The 21962-nt window shown below is 61.0% G+C and carries 24 protein-coding genes; 4 read left to right on the top strand and 20 right to left on the bottom strand.

Annotated elements, in window-relative coordinates; all coding sequences use genetic code 11:
* Positions 1–96 precede the first annotated feature (96 nt).
* A complete protein-coding gene (gene aat / locus F6X39_RS14210; RefSeq protein WP_187617064.1) occupies positions 97–834 on the bottom strand; it encodes a leucyl/phenylalanyl-tRNA--protein transferase in 738 nt (245 codons plus the stop codon).
* A gap of 9 nt (positions 835–843) precedes the next feature.
* On the bottom strand, positions 844–1389 hold the full coding sequence (locus tag F6X39_RS14205; protein ID WP_090804352.1) for an NUDIX hydrolase: 546 nt from the start codon (positions 1387–1389) through the stop codon (positions 844–846).
* A gap of 974 nt (positions 1390–2363) precedes the next feature.
* On the opposite strand from F6X39_RS14205, the gene F6X39_RS14200 reads away from it, so the two are divergent.
* Entirely contained in the window at positions 2364–3443 is a 1080-nt protein-coding gene (locus tag F6X39_RS14200) for a helix-turn-helix domain-containing protein (RefSeq protein ID WP_187617063.1), read from the top strand.
* Positions 3444–3701: 258 nt separating this feature from the next.
* The gene (locus F6X39_RS14195; protein ID WP_187617062.1) at positions 3702–4187 is read left to right on the top strand and encodes a hypothetical protein; all 486 of its coding nucleotides are present in this window, start codon (positions 3702–3704) and stop codon (positions 4185–4187) included.
* 235 nt (positions 4188–4422) lie between these two features.
* Here the strand turns inward: F6X39_RS14195 and F6X39_RS14190 are convergent, their stop codons facing one another.
* The 14 genes from F6X39_RS14190 to F6X39_RS14125 form a co-directional block, all read right to left on the bottom strand.
* Positions 4423–4986, bottom strand: a complete 564-nt coding sequence (locus F6X39_RS14190) for a hypothetical protein (RefSeq protein WP_187617061.1) — start codon at positions 4984–4986, stop codon at positions 4423–4425.
* A 117-nt stretch (positions 4987–5103) separates the two neighbouring features.
* A complete protein-coding gene (locus F6X39_RS14185) occupies positions 5104–5904 on the bottom strand; it encodes a hypothetical protein (protein ID WP_187617060.1) in 801 nt (266 codons plus the stop codon).
* 2 nt (positions 5905–5906) lie between these two features.
* Complete coding sequence (locus tag F6X39_RS14180) at positions 5907–6101, bottom strand: hypothetical protein (protein WP_187617059.1); 195 nt, start codon at positions 6099–6101, stop codon at positions 5907–5909.
* A 2-nt stretch (positions 6102–6103) separates the two neighbouring features.
* Positions 6104–6718, bottom strand: coding sequence for a hypothetical protein (locus F6X39_RS14175; protein WP_187617058.1), 615 nt, complete (start codon positions 6716–6718; stop codon positions 6104–6106).
* A gap of 3 nt (positions 6719–6721) precedes the next feature.
* A complete protein-coding gene (locus F6X39_RS14170) occupies positions 6722–7297 on the bottom strand; it encodes a PAAR domain-containing protein (protein WP_187617057.1) in 576 nt (191 codons plus the stop codon).
* Between the two features lie 29 nt (positions 7298–7326).
* Entirely contained in the window at positions 7327–7998 is a 672-nt protein-coding gene (locus tag F6X39_RS14165; protein ID WP_222945216.1) for a hypothetical protein, read from the bottom strand.
* A gap of 277 nt (positions 7999–8275) precedes the next feature.
* Positions 8276–8677, bottom strand: coding sequence for a hypothetical protein (locus F6X39_RS14160; RefSeq protein WP_187617056.1), 402 nt, complete (start codon positions 8675–8677; stop codon positions 8276–8278).
* Between the two features lie 485 nt (positions 8678–9162).
* A complete protein-coding gene (locus F6X39_RS14155) occupies positions 9163–10527 on the bottom strand; it encodes a hypothetical protein (protein WP_187617055.1) in 1365 nt (454 codons plus the stop codon).
* 1 nt (position 10528) lies between these two features.
* Positions 10529–10756: a hypothetical protein gene (locus F6X39_RS14150; protein WP_187617054.1), complete on the bottom strand. Its 228-nt coding sequence runs from the start codon at positions 10754–10756 to the stop codon at positions 10529–10531.
* Positions 10738–11451 (bottom strand): hypothetical protein, encoded by a 714-nt coding sequence (locus tag F6X39_RS14145; protein WP_187617053.1) that lies wholly within the window; start codon positions 11449–11451, stop codon positions 10738–10740. Before F6X39_RS14145 ends, F6X39_RS14150 begins: the two co-directional genes overlap by 19 nt.
* 12 nt (positions 11452–11463) lie before the next feature.
* Entirely contained in the window at positions 11464–12069 is a 606-nt protein-coding gene (locus tag F6X39_RS14140; RefSeq protein ID WP_187617052.1) for a YmfQ family protein, read from the bottom strand.
* A 5-nt stretch (positions 12070–12074) separates the two neighbouring features.
* A complete protein-coding gene (locus tag F6X39_RS14135) occupies positions 12075–13187 on the bottom strand; it encodes a baseplate J/gp47 family protein (protein ID WP_187617051.1) in 1113 nt (370 codons plus the stop codon).
* A gap of 30 nt (positions 13188–13217) precedes the next feature.
* Complete coding sequence (locus tag F6X39_RS14130; RefSeq protein WP_222945215.1) at positions 13218–13616, bottom strand: phage GP46 family protein; 399 nt, start codon at positions 13614–13616, stop codon at positions 13218–13220.
* A gap of 46 nt (positions 13617–13662) precedes the next feature.
* Complete coding sequence (locus F6X39_RS14125) at positions 13663–14250, bottom strand: phage baseplate assembly protein V (protein WP_222945214.1); 588 nt, start codon at positions 14248–14250, stop codon at positions 13663–13665.
* 116 nt (positions 14251–14366) lie between these two features.
* On the opposite strand from F6X39_RS14125, the gene F6X39_RS14120 reads away from it, so the two are divergent.
* Positions 14367–15020 (top strand): hypothetical protein, encoded by a 654-nt coding sequence (locus tag F6X39_RS14120; protein ID WP_187617049.1) that lies wholly within the window; start codon positions 14367–14369, stop codon positions 15018–15020.
* A gap of 22 nt (positions 15021–15042) precedes the next feature.
* Here the strand turns inward: F6X39_RS14120 and F6X39_RS14115 are convergent, their stop codons facing one another.
* On the bottom strand, positions 15043–16107 hold the full coding sequence (locus tag F6X39_RS14115) for a phage baseplate assembly protein (RefSeq protein WP_187617048.1): 1065 nt from the start codon (positions 16105–16107) through the stop codon (positions 15043–15045).
* A gap of 311 nt (positions 16108–16418) precedes the next feature.
* Positions 16419–17399, bottom strand: coding sequence for an NmrA/HSCARG family protein (locus F6X39_RS14110; RefSeq protein ID WP_222945213.1), 981 nt, complete (start codon positions 17397–17399; stop codon positions 16419–16421).
* A 103-nt stretch (positions 17400–17502) separates the two neighbouring features.
* Here F6X39_RS14110 and F6X39_RS14105 point away from each other — a divergent pair, with 103 nt between their 5' ends.
* Positions 17503–18402: a LysR family transcriptional regulator gene (locus tag F6X39_RS14105; protein WP_187617047.1), complete on the top strand. Its 900-nt coding sequence runs from the start codon at positions 17503–17505 to the stop codon at positions 18400–18402.
* A gap of 190 nt (positions 18403–18592) precedes the next feature.
* On the opposite strand, the gene F6X39_RS14100 is transcribed toward F6X39_RS14105, so the two are convergent.
* Both F6X39_RS14100 and F6X39_RS36370 read right to left on the bottom strand, forming a co-directional pair.
* The gene (locus F6X39_RS14100) at positions 18593–19933 is read right to left on the bottom strand and encodes a DNA circularization protein (protein ID WP_187617046.1); all 1341 of its coding nucleotides are present in this window, start codon (positions 19931–19933) and stop codon (positions 18593–18595) included.
* A 4-nt stretch (positions 19934–19937) separates the two neighbouring features.
* On the bottom strand, positions 19938–21962 hold the full coding sequence (locus tag F6X39_RS36370) for a lytic transglycosylase domain-containing protein (RefSeq protein WP_222945212.1): 2025 nt from the start codon (positions 21960–21962) through the stop codon (positions 19938–19940).

The following is a 21962-nucleotide window of genomic DNA, read 5'->3' as shown; positions in this document are numbered from 1 at the left end:
CAGCTCTCGAAGCGTCTCTGGTAATGCAAACCCGGCACGCCCGGCGGTTGATGCCGCTATTCGAAGGGCGGCGGACCGGATTCGGCCTGATTTTTCCTACGCCGCCCGCGCGAGGATGTCGAGCAGGGCGGTCTTGTCGAAGCGCCACGGGATGGCCGGCGCGCCGACAGACGCGCGAACATGCGCGACAAACGCCTTGCGCGCTATCTCGCGGCCGCCGAGCGACGCCAGATGCGACGTGTTCTGCTGGCAGTCTATCATTTCTATTTCGTGACGTCGCAAGTGGCCGACCAGCGCGGCCAGCGCCATTTTCGAGCCGTCGGTGACGTCGGTGTACATCGATTCGCCGAAGAACATCCGCCCGAGCGAGACGCCATACAACCCCGCTACACGCTCGCCCCCGAGCCAGGTTTCAATGCTGTGCGCGTCGCCCAGGCGGTGCAGCGACGAATACGCTTCGACGACGTCGGCGGTGATCCACGTGCCGCGCTGACCGTGGCGCGGCGCCTGCGCGCAGGCGCGCATCACGGCGGCGAAATCGTGATCGACGCGGATTTCCCACGCGTCGTCGCGCAATACGCGCTTGAGCGTCTTGCGCAGCGATGGCGACACCTTGAACTCGGCGGGGCGCAGGATCATGCGCGGATCGGGGCTCCACCACAACACCGGCTGGCCGTCCGAATACCACGGGAAGATGCCGCGCCGATACGCGTCGATGAGGCGCGACGGCAGCAGATCGCCGCTTGCCGCCAGCAGACCGGGCGCGCCGCTCGCGGCGCCGAGCGCACGCTCGACGGGCGGAAACGGGTCGTCAGCTCCGAGCCAGGGAACCATGCGCGCCGCTCAGCCTTCGCGCAGGGAGCGGAAGATGTCGCCGGTATGCAGGCCGAAACTGCCGGCCGCGCGGTCGGCGAAAAAAAAGCGCAGCGTCTGGCCGACGGTCGGAAACGCGATCTCGTCCCACGGAATCTCGTGCTCCTCGAACAGCTTCACTTCGAGGCTTTCCTCGCCGGCGACGACGTCGAGATCGAGCAGCCGCGCCATGTAGAACAGATGCACCTGATGAACGTGCGGCACATTCAGCAGCGAAAACAGGTTCTGCACCTCGACGCGGGCGCCGGCTTCCTCGAGCGTTTCGCGCGAGGCGGCTTCGGCCGTCGTTTCTCCCATTTCCATGAAGCCGGCGGGCAGTGTCCAGTAACCGTAGCGCGGCTCGATCGCGCGACGGCACAGCAGCACCTTGTCGTCCCACACGGGAACGGTGCCGACCACGTTACGCGGATTCTGATAATGCACGGTACCGCAACTGCCGCATACGAAGCGCTCGCGATTGTCGCCCGGCGGAATGCTCAGACTGACGCCGTGGCCGCAGACAGAACAGAATTTCATTGGAAAGGGGACGAGAAAGGGTGATAGGAGTTTATCACCGGGGCGAGGGATTACTGAGGCGCCGACAGGGGCTGCGCGAGACGACGTCCAAGGCGGCGAGCGCCGTCGTGTCTGACATTGCTGGACAGTCGATTTTTGGATGCGCTGATAGCATCGGTCCTGATGGTTGCGATGGAGGCCACCGCAGTCATCTTTTCTCTCTTGTACATTGCCTCGTAGCTTGGCGCGTCATTCAGTTGACGCGTTTTTTTCGCCTGAGGGTGGGGCGGTCAAGGCGATCGCCAGAGCAAGGCCACAAAAACAAAAAAGGGTTACACGCCAATGCGTTGTAACCCTTCAATGATTTCGGTTGGTTGCGGGGGCAGGATTTGGCACCACGAGACAGATTGTATGGCTCCATAGCGTGCCGCAGCGGGGTCGCCCCCGTGCCCGCATCACGCCCGTAACCTGAACGGACGACCTCGCAGGCACTTCCGTTATGCTTTCTGAATAACCAGGCGCACGCCCCAACAGCGTGCGCTTTTTTTGTGCCTGCGGAAGCAATCGGTTTCGGTCTGACGATAGAAAAACGCACTTGTCCACAGGCGTCCACCGGCATTTATAAATATGTTGCTGTACATCCAACACTCGAACGGTGGAGACATGTCATGCAAGAGGAGACTGACCCGACATCCGTTCCTCCGACGACCGGCGCGCGGCGCGGTTCCAAACCGGCTGTCATTGACACGGATTCGCGTCGCGTTTTCACGATTGACGAGTTTTGCGGCGCCTATCACCTGAGCCGGTCGTTCTATTACCGGCTACGACACACAGGACGGGGACCGCGCGAGGTTCACCTCGGTCGCAAGGTGGTCATTACCGTCGATGACGCGCGCGCATGGGAAGACCGGATGCACGCGCTTACGCGTAAGGCCGAGCCGAATGGGTAACGCGCGCGGCCCGGATGACCGCGCTATTTTTCCGGGGGGTTACAAATGAATTACGGGTTTGATCTGTCTTCCTGCCAGTTCATAACCGATCACGAAGGGAAACGACTGCGGGTTGAAATGCCGATATGGTTGTTTGACCAGTTTTTGGAACTCAGGAACGCCGCGCTACGCGCACAGGCGACAGCTTTGGAAGAAAAAACACCACGCGGCGCGTACCGCAGTTCGCTCGCGGGGCTGACAGGCGTACCCGATGTTGCTGTCTCGGTCGATGCGCCGTTCCGGCCCACGCTCCCCGAACCGCGGACAAAACGTGAACGCGCCGAACGGCTGTTTCTGACGCCGGAAGAACGGCTGATGCAGGAGGCAACGCGAGCTGTCGAGTTCCCCACGGTGTCGGAAACGTCATCAGGCGCTCCTGCGGTGTCCTGCCAGGAAGAACCGGCCTCCCTGACGCCCCGCCACCCCGCGAAGCAGCAGGTATTCTTTCCGCGTGTATTTGTCGAGCCGATTCCCGACGAGGTTGCGCGACTGATCGAGCAAGGCAACTATAACCTGCGGGCGTGGAGACTCTATCGAGACCTTACGCCCGTTGAGGCCGCTGAACTCGCGGGCCTCTCCCGCGGCACGGTTCTCTGGCACGAACGCGGCTATAACGTGCCCAGCGTCGAGACACTGAAGCGCTTCGCGGACGTGTACGACTGCACGACCGGGCAGTTGACCCCGCAACCTGACTCCTGCACCAAACCCTACCAGTCCGTACCTGCCCCAAAAGGCCATGTGGCCCAATTTGCACCCGACGACACTGAGTATCCCGACGCCGTGATGGCGCACCTGATCGATGGCAGATCCCCGATTACCGCCTGGCGAATGTACCGGCGCATGACGATCGACCAGTGCGCCAAAGCCTTCGGCTGTACATCCAAGACCTTCAAGGGTATGGAAGCGTTACCCGTGCTGCGCGACCGGACCCAAAAGACACTGGCGCTTGTCCTTTCCTGCAAGCCTGTGCAGTTGCTGCGCCCCCGAGGTCTTGAAATCGAAAATACATCGCGGCCCGGCGCTTCTGCGCATCGAACAGAACACCGTGCGACTCGAAACGATAACGCGCATCGCGCGCACCTGTAACGCCGGAGAAAAATCGATGGAAAAGCGAGATTCAGTTGCAAGCACAAGCATAAGACCGCTTCATTCCTGCACATACCGGTGCAGAACGGAAGTGAGAGATGTGCTGACCGGTGCGCAGCGCCCGCGCACGTCCGCAGCCACCCTGGATGGATAGCATCGCGTTGTAAAGCGTCGCGGTCCCATCCTCGGGCCGCGACGTGTGTGGTAATGCCCGCACCTTTGTGTGCGGGTTTTTTTTTGCCTTTTGGAGGTAGGGAAATGAGGCTTGGTGCAAATGTCTCCCATGTGCGTGAATACCTCGGATGGACGCGAACCGAGTTCACGTATCGTTTCGCGCCCGCCACGTTCGACCATAACAACAGGAAGCGCTGCTACGACAATCTTCGCTCGCTCGAAGTGCGAAAGCAGCATTCGTCAGAATTGCTGGCGTGGATGGAACCTGTGCTGAGAATCAGCGCCGCTGTGTTGCAGACCGACGACCTGACGGGACTCTTGCCTGACGCTCTGTCGTCGTTGCGCGACCGGTATGCCGGGCCGCCGATGGATGCGCTTACCGTGGTGGTGAACCGGTGCTGTGATGGCGTCGAGGCGACGCGCGACGAATATCGGGCCGCTATGGAACGGGCGGATAAAGCCGGCAAGCGCGAAGCGGTGTTGCAACTGCTGGAGAAGATCGCAGCAGAACGGCGCAAGTGGCACCGCGAGGGAGTGCCCCAACGCGTCAATCGGTGGCAACAGGCATAACACTGAAAAGGCCCGAACGGAGCGGGCCTTTTCACGTTTACGCGTACCAACCGAACGTCTAGTTCGCTGGCGGTCGTTCCTTTGGAGGCGGTTCCGTATTGCACCGATGACCTCCCCTCGGAGGACAGGTTGGCGCAACCATGATTTCTATTGCGAGGTAGTCGTCGGGATTTCCCCTCGCATGGTGCAAGGATGAATCCGGGTAGTGTTGCGGTCCCCGTCTGCCACAAGTCGATCAAACATTGGCACTCCCCGGATGGTTAGCACAAAGCTTTCGTACAGCCGCCGCTCGTGCGTCGTGTGTTGACGCTTCGCTCTTTAGCAACATCGAACGACACACAGGCTCATAACGCCCCCAGGCATCAGGAAATAACTCATGCACAGCGTCAATCTCTTTTTCCGAAATACCAAAGGGTAATTCGCCGGGTGTTTCGAAATAGTAGCGACCGCACAAATGGAGTGCCTTGGTAAACTGCGTCCGCTGGAACTCATCTAGCGGACGCAGCCATTGCACTACCGCGCAAACACTACGCCACTCCGATTTCACCATTCCTCCCCACAATTGCCGTCGCAACCACGGCATCCTACCTGCTTTCGCACGACCGATTAGCGCGGCTTCGTTTAAGTCGAGTGCGCGCCATTCACCAAAAATTGAAAGAATATTGCCCATCGTCTCGGGGAATACCTCGATCCAGAAGATGCGCTCCAGTGTTGCATCGTCATAACCCGACTCGGCGCAACTGCGCGCGACAAATGGTACCTCCCAACGCGTCTCGGTATCGAGAAACAGGTCACTCATTGCCGCCCAAACTGGTCGGCGACGCGCAAGATTTTCGGGGGTCACGATACGACACTCTGGCAAAATTTCACAATAAAGATTGGCTCGCAATAGTCTATTGCAAGCCGGCTATGGGATTTAATTGGCAATAATGCTCTTAAAGCTTGTTAGAGCCGAATCATACCAGTCCTGTATGTGCTCTCCGACCTGACTGCCCATAGCCGCCCCGATAGACACCGTGGCTACTGCGCATACCGGCTCTGCGGGGCCACACAAGAACGAAACCGCACCACCAGCAATAGCGCCACCAATGAAACCTGCGGCAATGATATCGCCTTGTTTTGCCGCCTCCCTAATTTTATCTTTTGCATTAATAATTGCGCCGACTGCATAGATGGCAACTACGATTATGGCCGTAACCCCAAGACCTTTTTGTATTTTTGTTCCTTTGGTGACTTTTACGTTATCGCGACCAGCTGAAAGAATTGTTTCGAAATAAACCGTAGCTCGCTGATCGCCATTTAGAACTTTAAAGTCAACGCCATATTTCGCGTTTGCGTATTTATTAAGGTAGTATTCAAATCCCCTTGATTTCAGCTTTATAGCCTCCGCTCCCGCAATGCCAATGGCCGATGTATATTTGCGATATTCAACGAATAATTGGTCTCGAACTTGGCTGCAATATTCAGCCGCCTCCTTTACGGACAAGTTTCCATTTTCAACAGCCTGTCTAACCGAAGTGGAAATTCGCTTGATATGTGCCTTGTATTGCTGCCTTACGAATTCATCGGTAATAATGCCATGAGATACAAATAGCGCAGCCGCCTCAAAGGCATCTAATTGTGCTTTGAGAAAGCCCGCACCTATTTCATGACTTTGCTTGGTTTGGAATTGCCCATCGACTACGACGCTTTTCTTATCTCCTTGAATTTCTGACATATTTACCCCGCAATTGATGCAAGAATTGATTCGGTTACAGAGCCGGAAGCGTCCGCGTTATCGTCTAATACCAACTCAACGCGGTCCTGACCGTCCGGCCCTTCGATGGCGCAGTGAGGGGAACCGCCGATAATCTGGCCATTGCCGCCGCTATTAAGCGGATCGCCTTTGACAACCGGATAGTAGATGCCGGCCATGCCTATTCCGCCATCGCTGCCAGAAGAGACTCGGTAACTGAGCCCGAAATATCCGAGCCGCCGTCGAACAGGAATTCGATCCGGCTGCATGCAGTGCTATTGCTTGCACGTTCAAAACGCACCTTGTTTTTTGCGTCGAACACCCCGGCCTCCTGGCTTCCATCGGCGAAGTGGGCAACGCATTGCAAGCCCTCGCAGTTCCCCGGTTCAGTCAAAGTGAAACTGATCCAGTGATTGACGGCGGGCGAGGGGGTAGCCTGCCTGCTAATCGTGTCCGCATCTCCACGGTCGATAATTCTCCATTTCGTGCCATACATGGCGATGATGCGTGGAGGATTAGTGCACTTGCAGAGGACGATGTCACCGCCGACGGCCTGAAGCCGCCCACCATTCACCAAGTCGACCATCCGTTTGCGGTCGTTAACGCCAGCGCCGTACGTGACAGAGCCAGTGCTTTTACACTTCGCGCAATAGGCATCGTCTCCGATGAACACCATGCGGCGCGGCCGTCCGCTTTCGTCGGTGATGGTCCCCACCTTACCGCTTGCGTATACCTGGCCGCCTTCGCCACTCGTCAGTGGATCGCCATCTACTGCTGCATAGTAAATTCCCGGCATCTGTTACTCTCCAATTGCTAAGAGAAGCGATTCGGTTACTGAGCCTGAGCCGTTCGCGTTGTCGCCTGGTAATATCTCAAGGCGCGAACATGCACTGTCATTGTCAAAGCGCTCGAAGCGCACTGTATTATCTGCACTGAACGTGCCGTATTCTTCTGAACCGTCATTGAAGTACGCAACGCAGCGCAGACCCGCGCAACTTCCGCGCTCCTGTAGCGCAAAAGAAATCCAGTGACTGGCAACACCGTTCGTGCGTGCGGTGTTCGTCGAATCACTCGCCCTCGTACTGTCCGAGCCGGTGTTGAGATGAATGAACATTCCTGCATCTGCACCCGCGATTACACGGTTTTTTCCGCAAGGACATAGCACCTTGTCACCGTGTACAACGGCATTCCTGTTATTTTCTGACACGCCGTCACCGGTGCCGATGATCTTGAACACGCCCTTGCAGTTGCCACACGTCGCCTCCTCACCATGCAAGGCAATATGTTTTCCGCCATCAAACATCGTGGACGAAAGCGCGATAACGAATCCTCTGGTGGTGGTCGGGTCGCCATGTCGAACCAGTGCAAGCCTCATAGTCATTCACCCTGTTGAAAGTTTCTGGATTAGTCAAAATCGACAAAGTGCCAGTCACCCGATTCCGGGTCATAGATTGTGCACTGGTCCATAGAGGACTTGCCAAGTTCTTCCGCCGCAATGGTCGGCGGCATCCTGGCTATTGCCTGCTCAACTGCATCGTGAATCTGCGCAGTTGACCAACCATCCATTGCTTCGAGCGTTTCGGCGAAGTTTGACAAGCCTGCTTTCGTGAGGATGTCTTCAATCCGGTCAACGACGCGCCCCGTAAACCGGATGGAAAAGTGGTCCCATTGTTCACGCGGTATCTCAAACGAGTCACCGGTGTAGACCATGATGGGTTGCGCGCGCTTGCCGACGACAATCCGGCCGCGATCCGCAGCGAAAGCGTAGTTAACCGATACGTTCAGGCTTCCGTTCTGCTCAAGAAAATGACGGGTATCGACACACCTGAAATCAATCGGCCAGAAGTGATCTTCGTCATCGTGCAGGTCCATTGAACCCAAGATCGCATCGAGCGGACTCAGATAGGTGCAGATCATGCGCCCGTGGTCTGTGCGGTGGCAAAGCATCTGCATGTCACCGCAGTAGTGACTGCCGGGAGAGACGGATGGAGCATCAAGTGGCTTGTTCACCATCGCATACAGGCGAAGCGAAGAATGTAACTGGTAGGGACAGGCTTCATGTGTATCGGCAGACAAACGGATATCTCCTTGAAGTCAGGACGCGACTCAGCAAAAGGAACCTAACGCCCTCCGGTCAATGCCGGACTACGTAATCCCTTTTCCTGAATCAGTTCGCAAAACCGATAACTGATCATTTAAATTCCAGCCGGTCAACGAAATTAAATCGAGATAACCTGGAATTAACAATCATTAACAGATGCACGATGCAATCGATTCATGATGCATGGTTCTGCATCGACACCCAGAAAAAAGGCGGCATTGAGCCGCCTTCTCCGTAAGTGATCGGCGCCAGTTAGTGCTTTGTCCACGAAGCGTCCATAGCCGCCAGTTTCCCGTTCGCGCCGTGCGCAGCGTCAGCCAGAATCGCTGCCGCGTCCGCCGGTGTCAGTTGGCGGTTAGGAAGCCCCTTGGCGTCGAGTGCAAGCACCGTGAACAGTTCCTGATCGCAGCGATTGGCGGCGTGGTAGTCCTCGCCGAGCTGGATCATCACCTCCAGCAAGTTCCGGTGTTCGTGCCTTTCCTCGGCAGTCACAGCAGGACTCCTGAACATCGAGGTCGCAAGTGTAATCAGATGTCGGAGTTGCTGCCCCTGCCGGTCGCAAAGATGGAAGGCGGCAAGCGCGAGACGTTCATACTGGAGAGCGTCTACAGGGGGACGGGTGGGAGATTGCTGCTTTTTGGTGGGTTTGGTCATGCGCGGTCCTGGTTATCATGAAGGATCGCCCGGACACATAGGGAGGTGGTGAGCGGGCACGATGACGAGGTTGGCAGACCGGCGCTAAACCAGACCGGCAGGCCCGAAGGCCTCCCCGCCACGGCCCGCCCATTGAAATGGACGTGCAGAGACAGACGCACGACCTGCCTGGGCAGGCGTGCGGGTTTAGCAATCAGGCTGCCAAGCCTGGCCGTCGCTGTTTTGACGGCATTTCGATTATAAGCGGATGCTGGAGAATTCGCGATTATTGGGATTGTGCGCTGTCGCGAAGGCTCGAGGGGACTTTCACCGTCCCCGTATGACCTTCAATGCCGCTCACGGTGTTGTCGTTTCCTTCGATGTGAATGACGGTGCAGGCCGTCAGCCTCGGGACCGCGAGAACGAGCAGGATCAACGCAACGCGTAGCACGATGGAGTTCTCCTGCGCGACAGGTAGGCGTCTACCGTCCGCGCTGTGGTCCTCATCAGCCGTATTCACGCATGACCAGCAGCCCGTCACCGCCATTGCCGGCGAAGTACGAACCTGACAGCCCGGTTCCACCGCCACCGCCCGCTCCCCGACCCGTGGCGTCATGAACCGGAGTCGCCCCGGACGGACCATAGACACCGCCCATCCCGGCAGTGCCGAACATCGACTTTCCGCCTGCGGTGTAATTCGATGCTGTCGTGCTGACAACCGGCAGGGACCCTTCGCCGCGCAGGTTCAGGTCGCCACCGATGCCAGTTCCACCGGGCGCACCGAGCAGGACGGCATTAGTGGCCGAGCCAGACCCGCCTGCGCCGCCGGTTGCGACGGCAAGGGGTGATCGCAGGTCTCCCAGATGAGTCTGATAGCCGGGAGTACCCGCGTTGCCCGAAGCTGGCACGGTACCACCCTCACCGATGCCGATATCCAACTCGTCTGGCAGACTGTCACCGGAGCGGCGCAGCCAGACATAGCCTCCCGCGCCGCCACCCGTTGCCGTGCCCGCATTGGCCGTCCGGCTCGCGATGCCGCCCGAGCCGCCACCGCCCTGAAGTGCGGTCTCCACCATAGCCGGACTGTGATCCGATTTGCGCCACGGCGGATTCGCGATCGAATGTGTACCCGTTCCCGCATCGGTCATCGATATGGTTTCGCCACCCTGTACGCTGCCGATCTGGAATGTGTTCTGGTCGGTGGATACCTGAACCACGAAATAGGTCGTGTCCCGCGTGATGTTGGCGGGTAACGCGCCCGTACTGTCGAACGTCAACGGCGATCCGGTGAGAGGCGCACGGTGCGAACAGTTGATGACCGGCGACCCGGCCGAAAACGTGACGCTTTGCGCCACGACGGAATAGACGGTGACCGCGAGCAGCGTCGAGCCGCGTGTCGGCTGCGGAATTTCCGGTCTGTTGAGGATCGCGGCGACGCCTGATTCTGCGTTCCAGTCGGCGTTGACCTGCGCAGCAGGGATCGCAGGCCGGTTAAGGATCGCGGCGAGTCCACTGTCTGCGTTCCAGTCGGCATTGACCTGACCAGGCGGAATGACAGGCTGGTCCGTCAGGTCGTCATAGCTGCCAGTGGTGGCAACCGTTGCAAGGCTGCGGGTAATCGTGCTGACTGTTGTGGCGAACGACTCAACGAGAACATCCGCAAGCTGGTTGACCTGCGTGAAGTCCGGAGTTCCACCAAGCGCGATGATGGCGTTGCGCAGTTCCTCGGTAATCGCGTAATACCACCATTCGCCGGGGACGGTCCCGGTAATACCCGCCGCCGGATTGCCATTGGCCGGAAAGCCTCCCGCATTATCTGCGGGAGTTTCGGGCGCATCCTCGACCGCGTTGGCCTGCCAGTAGCGATCCATGTCATTCCCCGTCACCCGGTACAAAGTCGGCGATATCGCCAAAGTCCCCCGCGAGGCACGCCTCGAAAATGTCGCGACCGTGCTCGTGCGGATCGTCCGGCATGGCGATGAATGGCATGAAGTTGTCGAAGCGCTCGAAGTGGACCTCGCAACGAATGCCGGTGTGTTCCGCGTCGGCCCATGCGGGATTCCTGACAGCAACAATGTCCATCACGCGATCCTCGTCCATACGCACCAATAGTCGCTCGCAGCCGACGCATTGCCGCTGCTGAGCCACGTTCCGGGGCGCCCCGGCAGCGCTGCGACCGTACCTTCCGGCGCGGACTGGCTGCTATCGCCTGCACGGACAATGAACGCCACCCACCCGATTCCGTTTCCGCTGAGCGGTTGCAGGTTGGCCGGTGTCCATGCGCCGCCCACCTGGCCCCGCAGATCGTTCACCGCGTTGTTCACGTTGTTGATGCTGTTTTGCAGGTTGCTGACGTTGCCCTGCAGTTCAGCCTCGAAGACCACGTTGCCCTCGTCGGTCTGGTCAACCGTGACACCCAGCCCGCTCCCGTTGGTTCGCCATCCGATATGGAGCTTGTTGGTGCCCTGGCTCACGCCGCCCCCTTGCTCGACCGGCGTGAATCCGAGCGGTGCAGGCGTCCCAATCACGTCTTCATATCTGATCGAAACGGCGAGATGGGCGAGCGCCGCAAGCAGCGCCTGCGCGAGTTGATCGACCTTCGTATGGTCGGGCGACGCGCCGAGCGCGACGATGGCATTGCGTAGTTCCTCGGTGATCGAATGGAACCACCACGCACCCGGCGTCGTCGGCGCTATCGCGGCGGGCAGACTGCCGTCTGTCGGAAAGCCGCCCGCGTTATCAACGGGCACGGCTGGCGCCTGGGCGGCGCTGTTCGCTTCCCAATAGCGGTCCACGTTGATTTCCTCTCAGTGATGGGAGAACGCCACAACCGACTGTGCAGGCGCATAGCGGCGCAGCAGACATTCGATCATCGTCAGCGTCGGCGACGTGCCCCAATCGGAGAGCGGATTGTCTACGGTGTCCGCGACCGTGTTCCATCGCGGCGGCGGCGCGCTGATGACATCGACCAGCCAGCCATGCGCCCAGTCGGTATTGGCAATCGGTGTCGTGACGGACCGCATGACGTGGTGAACGGCAAATTCCGTGATCGTGATGGTGTAGCCGAGCGTCGCGGCGAGCGAGACGAAGTACGCGACGGACTGACCGCCTGTGCCGATCAGGCGGGCGACGATCTGCAGCCGGTTCTCGTCGTCCGAGTCGAACGGGCCGAAGCACGGATCGGGCAGCGCGAGCGACGCATTCCATTCGGGTAGCAGCGCGTCGGCGGTTGCCGGGAACGAGCCCGCGATCAGCGTGAGCGCGTCGCGGTCGATTCTGGTCGGTGTGTCCGCAAGCGCATCGAGCACGGCGGCCTGGGTTCCGCTATCCTCGCGCGTCCACACCCGCCCGCGAGGTAGCAGCCGCCGCAGTGCGCTGGCGTAGTCAGTGCGGCTATAGCGCGCCGGGATCATGCCAGTTACGACCAGGTCACGACGCCTGGCACGGCCAGCGTACCGGGCGGAAGCATCACGTCGTCAGTCGGCGAGAGAATGAGGAAATCATTGACGCCCGATACGGCGGCAATCGCTGACCACAGATGCGCGAGGATCAGGAAGCCGCCCGGTTCGCCCTCGCTTTTCATCAGCGCGTCTATGGCCGCGAGCGCGTCGTCCTGCCGGTCGAGCGCAACGCCGCGAATGCTGATATCGACCGGATACGGCATCGGCGCGACGACATATACCAGTGCGGTGACGGGCCGCAATGGATAGATCGCGTTGGCCACGGTGAGCTGGTCGCCAGTCGCGGACGTGTCTCTTGTCTCGGCTGACGCGACACCGTCTGTTCCCTGCGGGAAGCCATCATGCTGCGCGTTCGCCTCATCGAGCATCACGAACACGATGACCGTGCCGGCACCGTAGCCATTGCCCGTACACCACGCGCGCGTCACGCCCGGAACGGCAAGCGCCCATGCGACATAGTCGCTCGCCGCGCCACCCTGCGGCGGGTTCTGGTAGACGAACAGGACACGCGCACGGTAGGCATCGTTCGATTCAATGTCCGCGCCGCCCCTGAATGCCGTTGCGGCAACGCCGGTCGAATCGATACCCGGAATCGCGCTGGCGAGCGTGAATTGCGTCCCGGCCGCGCAATCGCCGTTCAGCCCTGCCAGTCCTGCCGGGTCCGGATTCGCGGTCGCGGCCACCGTGACCTTACCGGCTTCGACGGCAGCCGCCGCAGTGACCGTGTAGGGCAGTCCGTCGCTGCGCTTGAGTCCCGTTCCCGTATTGACCGGTATGCCTTCGGTCCCGGTGAACGTGACAAGACCCGAGGACTGCGACGCGCTCTTGCGCAATACACCCCTGAGCGCGCCCCACGCCTCGAGGAATTCATCGGTCGCCGTGAACGGCGTAGCCTGCAATGCAATCCAGTCGAGATACCCGTACTGCATGTGCGCGAGCCCGGCCTGAATGTCGCCAAGCACGCGCAGATTCGAGAAGCGCAACAGGGCATCGGCACCCGGCAGGTTCGCATTCAGTTCCTGCGCAACCTGATTGCGCAGGGCCGTCAGCGTCGGTCGTGAGAAAGGCATGCGCCTTAAGAAAGGGACTATCGGTCGGGGCTAGGTTCCCGTCCACACCCTGGGGAAGCTCATCGCGACGCGCGTGCCGTCGCGGCGGCTCGCGACAATCGCCAGGTCGAGCCGGTTGGGCGTGACCCACTGCGGCGTAATGTCGAAGCGCGCCACCACGCCGTCATCAAGCATCCATTGCAGCGCCTCGCTCGCGTAGTCGCCAGCGCGCTGCGCCACGTCGCGCGGTCCCTTGACCCGCGAGAGCAGCCACAGACGCGAGCCAATCGGGCAGTCGGCGCTGTCGCCCCACCAGCCGCGCCAGTCGCCGTCCGGTGTTTCGTCGCTCGGCAATGCCAGCCGGTCACTGAAGAGGCTGATAAGCACGGCGGTCTGCAGGTCGTTGCCGGATCGCAGGGACGCGCCCGCAAGCATCCAGTCGCCGCGCATGTCCGGTACATTCCAGACGGTTGAGATATCGCCCACGGCGCGGAAATCAGAGTTGCGGCTGCGGTATGTCGCTGGTTGCGGTGTCGCCGCCGCGCTGCACGTCCGGCACCGGATGATGATGCGAGTTGTAGACGGCGCGCGAAGCGGCAGCGGTGTGCGGGTTGGTCGCGCTGTTGTCGCGCATGTCGCCCGCACAGGTGATATTGCCGTCGCCCACAATGTCTCCGGTGCAGTGCAATAGCGGTGAATCGGCCGTGATCTGCGGGGTGTTGGTGATCATGACAGGTTGCCCGCCGCCGTTGACGACGATACCGGCAGCGGACAGATAGACCGATTGCCCCTTGTCGTCACTGATGCACACCTCGCCCGGTGCGAGATTGCGGAAGCGGTATTGCTGGTTGCCGCATGCAATCACCACGCCGTTCGTGCGGTCGCCACCGAGAAACACCGCGAGCGCATCGCTACCCGCTGGAGGGTTCGACTGGAACCCGTATTCCGCGAGACGCGGCGTGCTGTCGCGCGTCTCGCTCGCCGATAGCTGCATCTGCACAAGCTGGACCACGCCGCCATCATCCACGCGCGTGAGGCGCCCTCGTCCGATGGCGCGAACGATGCTCCAGAAAAGCGAGTCCATTGGCTATCTATGCCATTCGCATCAAACCAAGAGGACGCCGACAGAAAACAATTTGGAGACAGGCGGTTTCGGCGCTTTCACAGCTATGATTTTCCGGTTCAACAGGAGGATTCGGAATGCCAACAGGAAGTTGTCTTGGTGAGGAAAACAAACAGCGAATCGTCAACGGGTACGATCTCGTTCCCGTCGCGCAGATAAAGTTGCTTGAAGGTCAGATGCTCAAGGGCTGTTGTGGAAAAGTCACCAATCGCTACTACCACTTTGAAGCGACGCCTAAATCTGGCGGCGAGGTAGAAACGTTCGTGGTCGGCTACCACTGCGCGGAGCGACTTCTTGAATTGATAGATCATCCAAAATTGCATCTGTTCAACCCCTTAGCGGCGTTGGGGGGAGGCGACCGGGGGGGCGGCATTGGTATTGGTGGGAATGGCAACGGCAGGCCGAAAACCGACGTTTCAGACCCGAGAAAACTGATGTGTCCGCTGAACGCAGAACTTTATGATGCAATCCACTTGCTGTGCATGGCGTGGCGCACGGTACCCGGAGCGCCGCTACGCCGGACGCTTCAATTTCTTAAAGATCGTCCCGGCCAACCTACAAACGATTCCTCTGTGGAGAGATTCAACCGGATTGTCGGAGCAGACAGGAAGGAACGCACTCTGACCGCGATGATTGATGAATTGCGCTTGCAGAACCCAAGCCTACGTCACTTTGCGTTTCCCGAAATGGCGGCAGCCCTAACGCGGAGTAACGTGAGTAGTAACCTGTAACGACCGACGCCTGCGATACGCCTTATCCTCGTACAAGCGCGGCGGCGGCATCGGCAGGCAACGACAGATCCAGAATCGGTTCGGGCCTGAACGCTTCCGGGGGCATTAGCGTAAGTTCACAACCGGTCCCGCTCAGGTCGCGCCGGTAGGTCACTTCACCAATGGTCCACTTCGCGCCGTCGATGACCTTCAGTTGCGGCAGCGAGAGCGCAGCCAGCGTGTTCGGCGCGTAGAGCGCGCCGTCGCTATCGCGCCATGACGTGGCCGTGATGGCGACCACGTTGCCGCGTCCGATGCGCCGGTTGCATTCCCATAAAGCGTGCGCGTTCGAGACCTCCGCGCCCGCGTCTCCGTTCTGCGCGATGAGCGCCTTGGGCCGGAAACGCGGCATCGTGTCATCGGCCACGATGTATTCCGCGAGCGGTTGCTGACCGGCATCTGTAAAAATCCCGGTGCCGACCAGATAGACGCGGTACTCGCTGAAGCGCTGCGAGATGTCACGCGTATAGCCAGCCTGCTCGACATTGATGCCCATCGCGAAGCCGCCTGCGGCTTCTACGACCGATAGCGGGCCGATGACCAGATCGCCGTCCGCGTCCTCATAACACAGTACTTGCGCGAGCTTGCATAGACGGTCGATAACCTGATAGGCCGATTCGCCAACGTTCAGACAGACCTGCGCATGGACGATGCCCGGTGATAGTGCCTTGACCGCAATGCCGAACGGTTTGCAAAGTGCTGCGGCTATGTCGGCGGTAGCCATGTTCACAAACTGGAACGAATCGAACTGCGCGGCGCAGTCGACGAAGTCTTCGCACTTGCCGCGTCCCGATACTGACAACGTATGCGTTGTCGCACTGACGGCTTCCGTCACCCGGTCAACGTAGCCGGTAATGACCGCATCCGCGCCGATCTTCACGACGCAGGGGTCACCTTCCATGACCACGACCGTTGTCGTGTTCGGAAAGCGCTCTGTCATCGAGATATCGAAGTCGGCCGGGATACGCTCCATGCCGCGCGTAATGCGTACGCTTTTCCAGCCCGCGACGGTCGAACCGCTGATGGTCAGGGAAACGTCATCGCTCATGAGGGCAACGATAGTATTCGACGCTGCCACGGCTGCGTGTTCAGTCCGCCATCAGCACTGGACGCGACTGCCGCCTACCGGCCAACAGCGGTCGGTCATAGTTGACCGCTTTCGGGGTTCCTGCTCGCTTTACAGGAACCCGGAAGGACGCCGGCCAGATGTCAACTTCCTGCACCGCGGCCCATTTCGCCGCCGGAGCCGTGGAGCATTTTTTGCGATAAGAAATACTGGTCGAGCTTTACCTCGGAAGGGCGTATGTTGATAAGCCCTCCGAGCCAGACGGCCTTTTAGTCGACCGCGTGCGTAATCGTCTATAAACCCGTTGCAACCCGGAAGCTGGTGAGTTCTCCACGCCAACCACTGCGCCGCAGAAAACCTTCCCATGTCAGTGCGTCGGGATCGTTTCGCCGGCTCCACGTCAAGTCTCGTTCTGGCGCGTAGTATCCGTATTCGACCGCATAGGTAACCATTCCCACAAGTTCGCGCACCAGCCACTCATCGGCACCGAACGCGGGAAAGTGACGTAGTAATTCCTCGCGCGTATACGCTGAGGCGTAGTGCGCACGCCGGCCTGTTACGCGGACGAAGGTGTCCACAATCTCGCGCGCGGTCAGGACCTCACCGATCACCGGCAGGGTTTGGCCGGAATAAGACTCCGGCTCGTCAAATTGCGCCAGAACCGCGGGACCGGTTGCGGTCAGCGGATCGACAAATGGCACGGGCGTATCTGGCGGCAGATAGACGGCGAAGCTGAGGCTGTCGTCGGTTTCCGGCCGTGGTACGTAGTACTCAAGGAAGTTGCTGTAGAAAAAAGCGAGCTGGATGAAGGAGCTGCGCAGCGGCAGCGTGCGCAAGTATGCCTCCACCAAGGCCTTTTCGGTGAAGTGTGGCGCCCACAGGGTGCCCCCCGTGCGAGCCTCAACGTTTTCGAGGCTGCTCCAGACAATATGCTCCACGCCCGCGGCGAGCGCCGCATCAGCCAACTCGAGCCCCAGCGCCAATTCGGGGCGGCCCGGCGGCGGCACGGGCGCTATTGGCGGTGTCATCAGGAAGGCACCGTACGAGCCGCGCATAGCCGCAGCAAGCTCGGCTTGGCGACCCGCCTCCAACGGCGCGATGACGATCTCGGCGCCGCGCTGGGCCAGCTCGCGCATGGGTGCGCTATCTGCACTTCGTGCGAGAGCGCGCACGCGGTAGCGACCGCTATCCAGCAGGGTGCAGGCCACGCTGCGGCCTTGCTTGCTGGAGGCGCCAGCGACGGTGATCAAGGGCAATGATGCAAAAGGCGTCATGAGACTCTCCATACAGGCACGCAACACGCGCGCCGACATGTGCAGTCTGGACAAAAAATGCTATAGAGTGAAATCGTCAATCTCTTGCTCTACTATCCATGCCATGGATACCAAACGCATAGACCTGAACCTGTTGGTCACCCTCGAAGCCTTGCTCGCAGAGCAAAACGTGACGCGCGCTGCCCGCCGCCTACACCTTAGCCAACCAGCGGTAAGTGCGCAGCTCGCACGCTTGCGCGACCTGTTTGGTGACCCGTTGCTGATCCCGGCGCAACGCGGCATGACTCCCACGGCGAAAGCCGACGAACTGCTGGCGCCCTTGTGCAATGCGCTTGATCAATTGCGTGCCACGGTGATCCAGCATGGCCATTTCGATCCCGCGCGGGCGCAACTAACTATGGCTATCGCCTGCACCGACTATCTACAGGCTGCGCTTGTGCAGCCGCTACTCCTGGAGCTTCGACAACAGGCGCCTGGTGTGCGGATAGCGTTGCGTATGCTGGACGTTCCGCAACTGCCAACGCAAATGGCTCACGGCGAGGTCGACCTCGCGTTTATGACGCCCAGTGACGCCCCGACCGGCCTGCGCAGCCGCCACCTGTTTAACGAACGCTACGTGATGATAGGCCGCCGCGACCATCCCAAGCTGCGACGAAAGCTCACGGTTTTGCAGTTCGCGCAGCTTGAGCATGTCATCGTGTCGCTACGCGGCGGCGACTTCGTCACGCCCGTGGACGACGCGTTGGCGGCCCTAGGCCTTCGGCGCAACGTGGTGCTGTCCGCGGCCTCCTTCCTGTTTGTGCTGGATATCGTGTCCCGCTCCGACCTCGTCGCTCTAGTGCCGCAACGGCTTGTGCGCGATCACACCGATGCATTGTGGATCGTAGAATGCCCGATTTCCGTTCCGGGCTTCGAGGTGGGCATGCTGTGGCATGAGCGCAGTCACGGACACACCGGCCATCGCTGGGTGCGCGAGATCCTTAGGGCGTTGGTCGCCGGGTGAGGCGGGTCCGCAAAGGGCGGGGCGGAACGGCCGTCTCACGGCGGTCTAAGCACGCGCGCAACGACTGAGTTGACAGGCAATCTGGTTAATTTGAATGACCCCTTTTCAGCGATCAGACTGAGGGGAACAATGTCTGTAACGGGTCGATGACAGTCGATCACCACAGGCCGTCAAACGACACCCAGCCCGGCTAGATTAATGAAGCGCTAAAGACGGTTGGGGCGAAGGCAGGATGAACCGGTGCGGCCTGCTGTAGCAATGCATCGTAGCGCGTCACGTCCTGATAGAGCCGTTGCGCCAGTACGAGCAGCGGCATGGATTCCGGTGTCGTGACCGTCTGCATCGTCGCCAGTGACGCGCCTCGCGTAGTCAGGTCCTGCACGACCGCAACCTCAAGCGCACGCAGCGCGGTAAAGGTTGCGTCGTCGACGCTATCCCCCGCTGTCGTGATTTCATTATCGAGCGCATCGCATACCGTCGAGCGCAACGCTTCGGCGTCTTCGAGCGAGGCGAGCGCGTAACCGGTCGTACTCTGTGCGAGCGCAATCACGGCACTACGCCGATACAGCAGCGTCGTTATTGTGTTCGCCGCGGCGAGCGCGGCGGTCGCGCGCTGCTGCGGACTGACAGACCCCTGAAGCGCGGCAAGCGATTGCACGGCCTGATGCGGATCGGGATTCGCATTCTGCACGGCTCCCACCAGCGCCCGTGTAGCGTCAGACATGCCGGGCCAGTCCGAGACGGCCGCAGCGCTCCCCAGCGCGTTCCCCGCGACGCTTACGGCGGTGCGCGCCTGGGCACCCGCGCCGATCAGGTCCTGTATCGTCGTTGCCGGTTGCCGCACAGCGGCGGTGAACTGGCCCACGAACCGGCCGTACCGGCCTTTGAGCGTCGCCACCATCGCAACCAGGCTCGTTGCGCGCTGCGTGATCGCCTGCGCCTCCACGACGAAGTTCTGCGCGGTGCGTTCGATCTCGCCCACCACGGCCGGCGACGACAGCACGGCGGAAACCGTGCTGAAGAAGTCCTGCGCCACTGCCGCGAATGCGGCGACGGCTGACAGGCCGGTCTGCGCCTGCGTCGCAATCGCGAGCGTCGGGAACTGCTGTGCGCCCGACTCGATGAACGAGAATCGCAGTTCAAAATACCGGCCACGCTCCGAACGTTCCTCGCACTCGAACTCGATCAGCGCGACATTCAGCCGCCCAAGCGACGGATGCACCAGTTCGCCATCGGCGCTGTCACTGTCGCCCGGCTGCTCGCATGCGCGGATCATCGCCGCGCGCTGCGCGATGACGTCGCCGCCGCCAGGGCTACCCAGATAGGCGGCATCCTGAAGCAGAAAACCGCTCAGGCTGATGCGCCGTCCTGCGCGTCCGAGGTCCTCGACCCATACTTCGTCGCGGTACGGATATTCGTGCGTGACGTTGCGACGGCCAACCTTCAGCGTCGAACCTGTCACACCGAACGGCACGCCCCGCCATGAGGCGGCCTGCAACGCGCTGAAGAACGGATACTCGGCCACAGCCATCTACCTAGCCGAGCGCTTCCATCGGTCGGGCGATCTTCAGACCCGCAGGCGTGCGCGTCTTCACAGTCACGCTGCCGTCGCGCGCGACGTGGACGTGGTTGTCAACGTGGACGACCGGTGCGGGCGCGCTCTGCATGCCCGCCGCCGCGCCGGGGGCACTGAGCGAAGCCACGTCCATGCCCGGATCGAGCGACGGCATGTGCGCGAGGACGCCCGGCGCGTAGTTGCGCGTTTCGGCCGGGGCGTTGGCGAGTCCCTTGCGGTCCAGATTGCCTTCGCCCCAGTTATAGGCTGATAGCGCGTAGGTCAGATTGCCCTTGTAGCGCGCGAGCAGGCCGGACATCTTGCGCGCCGCGGCGTCGGCGGCCTGCGCTGGATTGAACGCGTCGATCCCGTATTCGCGCGCCGTCGCGGGCATGAACTGGAACAGTCCGCGCGCGCCGGCAGGACTCACCGCCACCGGGTTACCGCGCGATTCCTTCTGCGCGATGGCCGAAAGCAGTCCGACAGGCAGACCATAGCGCGCTTCGGTTCCGGCGAAATTGAGTTTCTGTGCCCACTGCGCGACAGCAGGATTGAGTGGCGCCCCCATTTCGCCGGTTGCGCCCGCTGCGCCGGGTGCGGTCTCCGCACGCTGGACGTTTGCCGAACCGGGCCACACGCCACCCGTTGCCGCTTCGGCCGCCCGGATGCGCTTCAGTTGTTCATCCTCGCCTGTGTTGAGGTGTTCGCTATGCAGACCCAGATACGCGCCAACGGTCGCAGGATTGACGAAGCGCAGCAGCCGGCCCGCCAGGCGTGCGAGCAGGCCGCCGCCCGCTGCTGCCCCCGCACCCGTCATCGCCTCGGCTGCCATGCCTGCCGCTGCACCGATGCCGGTCAATGCGCGCGCGAGCATGAAGCCCCTGACCGCGAGCATTGCAATGCTGCCGAAAGCCGAAGCAATCGACGCAATGAATCCGCCCGTCATGTACAGGGCCAGCGCTGCGGCGGCGACCTTCCAGCCGCCAATGGCCTCCACCGCGTCACCGACCCACGAAGCGAAGCCGATCAGGCCGGTCACAGCCTCCGTGACGCCCTGCGCAAACCTGTTCCAATCGACCGAGGCGAGCCAGCGTGCAAGCCGTTGCGCAAGTTCCGCGATACGCTGCGCAACCAGTTCGCGGTTCTTCGCAATCCATTCTGTAAAGCGGTCGATCATTGGGCCAAGTACCGGCGCGAGACTGTCTGCAATCGATGCTTTGAGCCCATCGGCTGCCGTACGCATCCGGTCGAGCGACAGGGCGAACGCCTGCGCACGCGCGGCCATCTGCGGGGTAAAGTCACCGCGTAGCCGCCGCGCTTCGGCCTCATACGCCTGCATGCCCCGGCGACCGCGAACGAGGACCGGCAGAAGCTGCTCGACGCCGAGCGAGCGCGCCAGATTGCGTGCCGCAGCCGGGTCCGCGTGCTGGATTCTCTGGATACGATCCGCGAGCTCATGGAGCGCGGCCTGCGTATCGGTTGCGCCGGTCTTCGTTGTGCGCAACGCAATGCCGAGCGCCTGGATCGTCGCGAACGCGGCCTGATTGCGTCCCCAGCGTGCATCCTGCAACGTGTCTGCGAAGCCACGAAAGCCCGAGGTCATCGTATCGGCAGACACGCCCATCAGCGTCGCCGCGCTGCGCATCTGCGTGAGTTCGCCCGCCGTGATGCCGAGCAGTCGCGCGGTGCGTTCCGTTTCCGCGCCCATGCGCTCCCACTGCACAACGAGGTCAGCCAGACCCGCGAGCGTACCGCCACCGACCAGCGCGAGCAGCGGCGCACCGATGCGCGTCACACTCGCCGCCGCCTTGCCTGCCTTCTGCGCGACAGCTTCCAGCCGCTTGCCAACTTCAGTCAGCCCCGACGCCTTCGAGAACCGTTGCACGCTGCGCGCGAGGTTCTGGTATGGGCGCGTCATGCGCGACACTGAATCGTTGATCCGGTTGATTGTCCTCGTCGCCTTGTCAACGGTCGAGATGGTGAACTGGATTGCCTGCGCTGCCAT

Source organism: Paraburkholderia sp. UCT2, from assembly GCF_014397665.1.
GTDB classification, from domain to species: Bacteria; Pseudomonadota; Gammaproteobacteria; order Burkholderiales; family Burkholderiaceae; genus Paraburkholderia; species Paraburkholderia tuberum.
This window is presented reverse-complemented; position numbering and strand designations above follow the sequence as displayed.

Coding starts and splice junctions, on each gene's coding strand:
- aat (WP_187617064.1), bottom strand. CDS start 834: ATGGTTCCCTGGCTCGGAGCTGACGACCCGTTTCCGCCCGTCGAGCGT.
- F6X39_RS14205 (WP_090804352.1), bottom strand. CDS start 1,389: ATGAAATTCTGTTCTGTCTGCGGCCACGGCGTCAGTCTGAGCATTCCG.
- F6X39_RS14200 (WP_187617063.1), top strand. CDS start 2,364: ATGAATTACGGGTTTGATCTGTCTTCCTGCCAGTTCATAACCGATCAC.
- F6X39_RS14195 (WP_187617062.1), top strand. CDS start 3,702: ATGAGGCTTGGTGCAAATGTCTCCCATGTGCGTGAATACCTCGGATGG.
- F6X39_RS14190 (WP_187617061.1), bottom strand. CDS start 4,986: ATGAGTGACCTGTTTCTCGATACCGAGACGCGTTGGGAGGTACCATTT.
- F6X39_RS14185 (WP_187617060.1), bottom strand. CDS start 5,904: ATGTCAGAAATTCAAGGAGATAAGAAAAGCGTCGTAGTCGATGGGCAA.
- F6X39_RS14180 (WP_187617059.1), bottom strand. CDS start 6,101: ATGGCCGGCATCTACTATCCGGTTGTCAAAGGCGATCCGCTTAATAGC.
- F6X39_RS14175 (WP_187617058.1), bottom strand. CDS start 6,718: ATGCCGGGAATTTACTATGCAGCAGTAGATGGCGATCCACTGACGAGT.
- F6X39_RS14170 (WP_187617057.1), bottom strand. CDS start 7,297: ATGAGGCTTGCACTGGTTCGACATGGCGACCCGACCACCACCAGAGGA.
- F6X39_RS14160 (WP_187617056.1), bottom strand. CDS start 8,677: ATGACCAAACCCACCAAAAAGCAGCAATCTCCCACCCGTCCCCCTGTA.
- F6X39_RS14155 (WP_187617055.1), bottom strand. CDS start 10,527: ATGGATCGCTACTGGCAGGCCAACGCGGTCGAGGATGCGCCCGAAACT.
- F6X39_RS14150 (WP_187617054.1), bottom strand. CDS start 10,756: ATGGACGAGGATCGCGTGATGGACATTGTTGCTGTCAGGAATCCCGCA.
- F6X39_RS14140 (WP_187617052.1), bottom strand. CDS start 12,069: ATGATCCCGGCGCGCTATAGCCGCACTGACTACGCCAGCGCACTGCGG.
- F6X39_RS14135 (WP_187617051.1), bottom strand. CDS start 13,187: ATGCCTTTCTCACGACCGACGCTGACGGCCCTGCGCAATCAGGTTGCG.
- F6X39_RS14130 (WP_222945215.1), bottom strand. CDS start 13,616: ATGCGCGGCGACTGGATGCTTGCGGGCGCGTCCCTGCGATCCGGCAAC.
- F6X39_RS14125 (WP_222945214.1), bottom strand. CDS start 14,250: ATGGACTCGCTTTTCTGGAGCATCGTTCGCGCCATCGGACGAGGGCGC.
- F6X39_RS14120 (WP_187617049.1), top strand. CDS start 14,367: ATGCCAACAGGAAGTTGTCTTGGTGAGGAAAACAAACAGCGAATCGTC.
- F6X39_RS14115 (WP_187617048.1), bottom strand. CDS start 16,107: ATGAGCGATGACGTTTCCCTGACCATCAGCGGTTCGACCGTCGCGGGC.
- F6X39_RS14110 (WP_222945213.1), bottom strand. CDS start 17,399: ATGACGCCTTTTGCATCATTGCCCTTGATCACCGTCGCTGGCGCCTCC.
- F6X39_RS14105 (WP_187617047.1), top strand. CDS start 17,503: ATGGATACCAAACGCATAGACCTGAACCTGTTGGTCACCCTCGAAGCC.
- F6X39_RS14100 (WP_187617046.1), bottom strand. CDS start 19,933: ATGGCTGTGGCCGAGTATCCGTTCTTCAGCGCGTTGCAGGCCGCCTCA.
- F6X39_RS36370 (WP_222945212.1), bottom strand. CDS start 21,962: ATGGCAGCGCAGGCAATCCAGTTCACCATCTCGACCGTTGACAAGGCG.